Source organism: Shinella sp. SUS2 (genome assembly GCF_001262505.1).
In the GTDB taxonomy this organism is placed as follows: Bacteria; Pseudomonadota; Alphaproteobacteria; order Rhizobiales; family Rhizobiaceae; genus Shinella.
On the sequence record NZ_KQ410800.1, the window covers coordinates 1 to 6808 of the forward strand.

At 56.3% G+C, this 6808-nt stretch carries 9 protein-coding genes; 8 read left to right on the forward strand and 1 reads right to left on the reverse strand.

What is annotated here, in order from left to right:
* Window positions 1–291 precede the first annotated feature (291 nt).
* Complete coding sequence (locus tag AKG11_RS35950; RefSeq protein WP_082342977.1) at window positions 292–624, reverse strand: helix-turn-helix domain-containing protein; 333 nt, start codon at window positions 622–624, stop codon at window positions 292–294.
* A 98-nt stretch (window positions 625–722) separates the two neighbouring features.
* Here AKG11_RS35950 and AKG11_RS33095 point away from each other — a divergent pair, with 98 nt between their 5' ends.
* The 8 genes from AKG11_RS33095 to AKG11_RS34230 form a co-directional block, all read left to right on the forward strand.
* Window positions 723–1103, forward strand: coding sequence for a hypothetical protein (locus AKG11_RS33095; RefSeq protein ID WP_050747097.1), 381 nt, complete (start codon window positions 723–725; stop codon window positions 1101–1103).
* Window positions 1085–1597 (forward strand): thermonuclease family protein, encoded by a 513-nt coding sequence (locus tag AKG11_RS34220; protein ID WP_082342979.1) that lies wholly within the window; start codon window positions 1085–1087, stop codon window positions 1595–1597. The genes AKG11_RS33095 and AKG11_RS34220 overlap by 19 nt, the downstream gene beginning before the upstream one ends.
* Window positions 1598–1928: 331 nt before the next feature.
* Entirely contained in the window at window positions 1929–2645 is a 717-nt protein-coding gene (locus AKG11_RS33100) for a DUF7424 family protein (protein ID WP_156334231.1), read from the forward strand.
* A 232-nt stretch (window positions 2646–2877) separates the two neighbouring features.
* A complete protein-coding gene (locus tag AKG11_RS35025) occupies window positions 2878–3555 on the forward strand; it encodes a hypothetical protein (RefSeq protein WP_156334232.1) in 678 nt (225 codons plus the stop codon).
* A gap of 48 nt (window positions 3556–3603) precedes the next feature.
* The gene (locus AKG11_RS34225; protein WP_082342981.1) at window positions 3604–4128 is read left to right on the forward strand and encodes an IS66-like element accessory protein TnpA; all 525 of its coding nucleotides are present in this window, start codon (window positions 3604–3606) and stop codon (window positions 4126–4128) included.
* Window positions 4125–4478, forward strand: coding sequence for an IS66 family insertion sequence element accessory protein TnpB (gene tnpB, locus AKG11_RS33120; RefSeq protein ID WP_050747101.1), 354 nt, complete (start codon window positions 4125–4127; stop codon window positions 4476–4478). The genes AKG11_RS34225 and tnpB overlap by 4 nt, the downstream gene beginning before the upstream one ends.
* 140 nt (window positions 4479–4618) lie before the next feature.
* Window positions 4619–6271 (forward strand): IS66 family transposase, encoded by a 1653-nt coding sequence (locus tag AKG11_RS33125; protein WP_050747102.1) that lies wholly within the window; start codon window positions 4619–4621, stop codon window positions 6269–6271.
* Window positions 6272–6437: 166 nt separating this feature from the next.
* A partial coding sequence (locus AKG11_RS34230) for a pentapeptide repeat-containing protein (RefSeq protein WP_197284069.1) occupies window positions 6438–6808 on the forward strand: 371 nt, incomplete at its 3' end.

The window sequence follows — 6808 nt, forward strand, 5'->3', positions numbered from 1 at the left end:
CAAAGCAGAAGTTCTGACCGAGAGCCAGAAACCTATTTAGTCAATCACGAAAGCCGTGGGCCATTCGTTGCGCTCACGATTATTAACAATAATGGCATCAGCCTGGCGAGCAGGACTAATGAATTTACCTTGCCGGTTCGTGAGCTTGTTCGATTGGGGGTGCTGGAGCGCTCGCGACGGGGCTCCAGGTTTTTTAGGGTCGCGGAGCGCTGTCAGCGGGCGCGTACTACACTTACTGGCTTTCAGGGTGAGTAAAGCTCCAATAGCGCTGATTTCGCTTCGAGATATATCTTATGGCGCCTTTGCGAGCGCTCGAATTAGTTCTGTTGCGGTGAGAAGTTTAGCGTCCGAAAAGTCGCGCAAAAGCATCGTGATTTCTGCAAGGTGCGCAGCGCGTCTAGGGGAACTGCTCTCAGTGCTATCGTCGAAAAAGTCCTTCGCCGGGATACCCAAAACCCGGGAAAGCCGATTGAGTGTTTCGATGTTCGGTAGGCTCTTTCCACGCTCTATTGCGGAAACCGCGTCCAAAGTCCGTTCGATTTGCGCTGCGAGGTCGGCTTGGGACATGCCGCGAAGGCGTCTAGCAGTTTTGACGCGTACTCCAACAAGGTCTCTGATATCCATAGTCGTATTTTGACTACGCGAAAGGGTACTATAACCCTGGTAAAATACCTTTCTTTGCACTAAATCGTATTTTTAGTACGGCTCTTTGGAGGCAGGGAATGAAATACAACAAACCGTGTTTGCGGGAACTCGTCCGGGCGCGGCGTGCAGGCGCTTTGATGATGATCGCTGGAATGCTGCTTACCGCTCAGCAGATGAGTTTCGGTTCGATAGCTCTTGCTGAGGAGGTCGAGTTGAAGCTCGATACGTCGCATGCTTTGAACGCTTACTGCGACGGGCTCGCAAAATACGACCAACTGTTGGAGGAGGCTGATGCGCGGTTTGGGATCGAGGGAACAGACGAAAAGTTAGCGTGGATCAAGGCGGGCGATGAGAAAATCGCTCAAAGCGTGAGCGACATAGTAGGAACTACGCCTGCGGAATTACACGTACTTGCGAGCCAGAACGACTGGCAGTCGAAATGCACAGAAAATCGGTAGGAATAGCTGTCTACCTTTTCGCGTTATCACTCGGGGCAGCGGGTTGTGCATCGGACTGGCTCGTAGGGAGAGCGGCCATTGTCGATGGAGATACGATTGAGGTCGCGGGGAAGAGGGTGAGGCTGAATGGAATTGACGCACCCGAAAGTTGGCAGTGGTGTGAAGATGCGACAGGGCAAACATATCCCTGCGGAAAGTTGTCAGCCAACGCACTTGACGACTTCTTGGCCAAATCAAGGCCCGTGCGCTGCAAACGCGAGGACCTTGATCGATACAAGCGAGTGGTTGGGACGTGCTTCCGTGCCGATGGACGCGAGGTGAATGTCTGGATGGTGGTGCAGGGGTATGCCCTCGACTGGCCGAAATATTCAGGTGGAAGGTACGCCGAGGCTCAGCGAGCCGCGTCTTTTTTGAGGCGAGGTGTCTGGCAGGGCCGATTTGACGAGCCTTGCAACGTGCGGGCAAAAAGGGCTAATCGCGTTCCTAACTGCTAGCCGGGGGCAATTTGGGATAGCTTTTCGCTCACGCGAGGCATTGGAATGAACCCGGGTGCACTTTGCTCGCTGTTCGACGCGCAACCCACAAATACGGGTATATCGGTTAAGGTTGTTCCGCGACCGATCGGAGCATTTGGGGACGCCATCTAAGGTTCCTACATCCTCGCTAGTCGCTTCCAGAAGATGGCGATCCCGTCACTTTACTTTGCCGAGGAAGTGGAGGCGGCAAACGCCAAATCCGTTTTTGCGATATAATCTATTGGTTGAATTTTTTTGCCCGCGAGTACGCCCAATGGTTTCACTGGCGCGGCTAAAATGAGGGACGGTAATGGGGATTGCAATGAGGTGGAAAAGTCTTCTGGTGTTAACAGCTTTGGGAGCATTGACGCTAGCCTCGGGGTGCCAGCAGAACGTGACGGCCGACGTATACGCAAGGGACATCAAGGACGTTGGGAACGACGGTGCCGAGCTAAAGGTAGACATGATAATCTCGATCCTTGCAACGGGCATATCCGATGAGTGCGATAAGCCGGCTGGCCAGGCGATTGTGAAGGCGGTTGCGAAGGCCTTCGCCGATGCGATGCTCGTAGGCTGCAAAAACATCGAAGGCAGCATGAATGATGAAATGCGGATAAGAGCGACCAGTCGGCTCTATCGTTATGCCTCAAACGGCGAAGCGCCAAAGCACTTGGTCGAGTTGGCGGTCTTGAGATTGGAGAACAGCCCGCCGGGTGGTACCCTCGTTGCGATTTTCTCCAAGCCGATTTATCGACACCTGGAGAAGCAGATTAGCGACATCAACATGATGGCTAAACTTGATTTTGAGAAGACCACATTTACCGTCAACCTCACTAACGATGAGCGAGACCCAGTGAAAACGTTGACTTTTGGTGGGAGCTTCGAGGATGAGGTCCCCATTGATCGGGATACTGGCAGAGCGATTGAGCCGCGTCAGAAGATAGCGATCCGCCTCGGAGACGTGAAGATGTCGACGTTGAGCAAAGACGGTGCCGTTCCCGTCGTCGCTTTGACGGCGACAAAATAAAATAAGCACAAGAAAAGCGGCGGTTTATTCGAGCCGAGACTGCTCTGGCGTTTCAAGCCAGAGTTGCCTTGCGTGCTAATTTTCAGTAGCGCTGTGCTGTCAGCGTTCTTGGTGGCCGGTGTGGGTTTCAAGGTATTGAGAACGTATTCATTCCTGGCGTCAGAGGGTTGTTGTGGCCTTTAACTCATTGGATAAAAGTCCGCTTCGCGGCCTAGTCGAATTATATACCGCAATGGAACATGATGCATCCGGATCTGCTGCGTCGGTACGCGCGAACCTGCAAATTCGTGCCGATGAGATTGATGTGGGTCACTTTGAGGTCGCGGTCAGCTTTCGTCAAGCCTACCTCGTTGTAGACGCGGAAGGGGGCGTAATCGCGCCAGATAGTAAATTTGGCATGCGTGTGGCGCCGGAGTTCTACGAAGAGAAAACAACGGTCGAGGGATCGGAAAAGGTTAGCCACAAAAGCTCCAGTCACGGTGAGGGCAGTGGCGAAACTGGCTTTTCAATCACAGGATTGAATGGGAAGTTCGCTGGTAAAAAGTCGCGAACCAAAGATGAAGCTCGCGATGTAGCAAAATCGAGTCGAACAGAAACTGTAAGGAAGTACATTCCTATCGAGGCCATTGGTGATGATCGATGGAAAATCACCGAAAAGGGCGATTTACCGCTTAACTCATATTATCTCACACAGTCTCAACCCTTATGCCACGTCGTGAAGTGCGCGAAGCTTTCGAACCGCTACGGTGTTTCTGTTTCAGTTCAAATACGGCGAAGAGACATCACAGTTGCCGTTACAAACCCATCTCGCGTTCCCCTCATGACACCAAATCGTGAAGCTATTCTTGCTGCGTTAGTTACGCATCAGCGTAAGCGCCGTCTCCACCCCATTGGATTAGCTGTATTTTGAGGCTTTCTGCGTGTGCGAGAAGGTTTCCAGGACTATCTGGAGATTGGCATGGCAGATGATGGATTTGTTGGGCGCTACGAGGTTGTCGAGCCGCGTCGTGGAAACCGACGTTGGCCGGATGATATGAAGGCGCGGATTGTCGCGGAAAGCTTTGAGCCTGGTGTTCGTGTTGCTGATGTCGCGCGCCGTTACGACGTTGTTGCGCACCAGCTTTCGTTCTGGCGCCGGCAAGCGCGCGAGGGCATTCTGCCCCTGCCTTTTGAGGCTATGTCGGGCCCGTCGGAGAGCAGCGATGCCGAGCCTGCATTTGTGCCTTTGGCGATTGCGGCAGAGCCGAGCGAGACTGTGAGTGTTTTAGCGCCGCCGCCGCTGCCGGCGGCGGTTTTGCCGGTCTTGACGCTGGAGATCGGCCCGGACGTTGTGATGCGGGATNTAGCGCCGCCGCCGCTGCCGGCGGCGGTTTTGCCGGTCTTGACGCTGGAGATCGGCCCGGACGTTGTGATGCGGGTTCCGGGCGATGTGCCGGTTGAGCGCGTGGCGGCTCTGGTGCAGGCAGTGCGAGGGACGACATGATCGTCGCTGGCCAGCGACTGCCAATCCTGATCGCAACGCGTCCGGTGGACTTCCGCTGTGGGCATCAGGCGCTGGCTTTGATGGTGCAGACCGAATTGAAGCTCGACCCGCATTCCGGGGTGACGGTTATCTTCCGGTCGAAGCGCGGGGACCGCCTGAAGATCCTGGTATGGGATGGCACCGGAATGGTGCTAACTTACAAAATCCTTGAACATGGAAGCTTTGCCTGGCCCAAGGTTCAGGACGGGACGATGCGTCTTTCCAGGGCTCAGTATGAAGCTTTGTTCGAAGGTCTCGACTGGCGACGGGTCATGGCGCAACGGGTGACGGCGCCGTTGGCGGCAGGGTAAGTATCCGGCTGTCTTTGCATTGTTTTGTTTGGTTTTTTTGTGCTGCCTTGCTATAANGCGCCGTTGGCGGCAGGGTAAGTATCCGGCTGTCTTTGCATTGTTTTGTTTGGTTTTTTTGTGCTGCCTTGCTATAAGACAGCATGTCGCCGCCGCTTGATCTCAGCCTGTTTCCGGACCTTCCGCCAGAGGTGGTGAAGGCGTTCGCGGCGATGCAGTTCGAACTGTCGGTCGAGCGTGCTGCCCGTCAGCATGAGCAGGCTGTGGTCGCAGAAAAGGATGCGTTCATCGCCGAGCTGAAGGAACTGGTCGAGAAGCTTGAAGGCCAGGTTCACGACTATCGGCGCACGAAGTTCGGGCCGAAATCGGAAAAGCTCGATCCGGCGCAGATGGAACTGGCGCTGGAAGACCTTGAAACGGCGATTGCCGAGACACAGGCGCGGATCGCCGCCGTCGAGAAAAAGATCGAGGTCAGCGCATCCGATCCGGGCAAGGCTGCTCCTCGCAAGGAGCGTAAGGTCCGTGCACTTCCTGAACACCTGCCGCGGGTCGAGAGAGTGATCGAGCCCGAGAGCATCGTTTGTCCCTGTGGTTGTGGCAACATGGTCCGGATCGGCGAAGACCGGACGGAGCGGCTCGACCGGATTCCGGCACGCTATCAGGTGATCGTCACGATCCGCCCGAAATACGCCTGTCCCAAGGGTCGAACGGGCGTCGTCCAGGCCAGAGCGCCGGCACATCTTCTGGAAGGAAGCTGGCCGACGGAAGCCCTTCTGGCTGAGATTGCCGTCTCCAAGCATTCCGAACACATGCCACTCAACCGGCAGGCCGAGGTCATGGCGCGGCACGGGGTGCCAATCGACCGCACGGTCCTGGCTGATTGGATGGGGCGCACGGGCGGCGAAATCGCCCCGGTGGTCGACCACATGGCCAAACGGCTGCTGTGGGAAAGCACGCGCCTCTATGTCGACGAGACAACGGCTCCGGTCCTTGATCCGGGGCGAGGCAAGACGAAAACCGGTTACCTCTGGGCCGTGTTGCGTGACGACCGCGGCTGGAATGGTTCGGCGCCGCCGGGCGTGGTGTTCCATTACCGGCCCGGGCGTAAAGGCGAATATGCCGCTGAAATCCTCGACGGGTTCAACGGCACGATCCAGGTCGATGCCTACGGTGGCTACTCTCACCTCGCCACATCGGACCGCATCGGTGGCAATCCCTTGAAACTGGCTTTCTGTTGGGCACACGGGCGCAGGAAGCTGATCAAGGCCACACCGAAGAGCGGATCGCCCATCGTCGACGAGGCGCTGGTACGGATCGCCGCGCTTTACAAGATCGAAGACAGTATCCGAGGCTCAGACCCCGAACACCGCCGGGCAGTTCGACAGGACCTGTCCCTCCCGCTGGTGGACGCGTTCTTCGCCTGGCTGGCAGCGCAAGCCAAGCGCATCTCACGCAAATCTGACCTTGGAAAAGCCTTGGCCTATATGCTGACGCGGCAGGACGGCTTCCGGCTGTTCCTGGACGATGGCCACGTCGATATCGACTCCAACCTCGTGGAAAATGCGATCCGCCGACCGGCCATGAACCGCCGCAATGCACTCTTTGCCGGGCACGATGAAGGGGGCCGCAATTGGGCTCGGTTTGCCAGCCTCATCGGCACTTGTAAAATGAATGGCGTTGAGCCCTACGCCTACCTGTGCGACCTCTTCACCCGCCTCGCGAACGGCCACCTCGCCAAAGACATCGATGCTCTGATGCCTTGGGCTTACGCCGCCCGCGCCAAGGCCTCGCAATGAGCTCGCCAGGTACTATTTGGTGAACTCATTTGACGGCCGATATCGCCGTCAGATCGCTGCAACCGAAAAACCCATGGGGCGGGGACGCCGCATACGCATCAGCTTGCTGAGATGGCGCATGGCGCCAACGCTGAAGTGCTAACGTTTGCCTCCTCGGAGGTCTACGATGAGGGATAGCGCATTTTTGTCGGTTGAATCGTCCCCGTATATTGAACGAGCATTTGAGGCGGTCGCAAGCAGCGAGAGTGATAACTTTCTCCACCTCGCTAGACTGGCGGGCTTGGATCCAGCGACAGCGTTTCGATACGGAAATCTGAAGAACGTTGATTTCAGCGATTGCGACTTGCGCGGGTTAGATTTCACTGGTGCGTGCTTGGTTGGTGCGACAGGAAACGAAGCCACGATCTTTGATAAGACGACGATCCTTCAGGGCGCCGACATCGAGAGTTCCCTTTTCTCACCTAGCCGCCTTAATGCATGGCGCGGGCCGTTTTGGCGACGAGATGCGAGGCTTTTGCTGGCTGCGCGACACCGCAG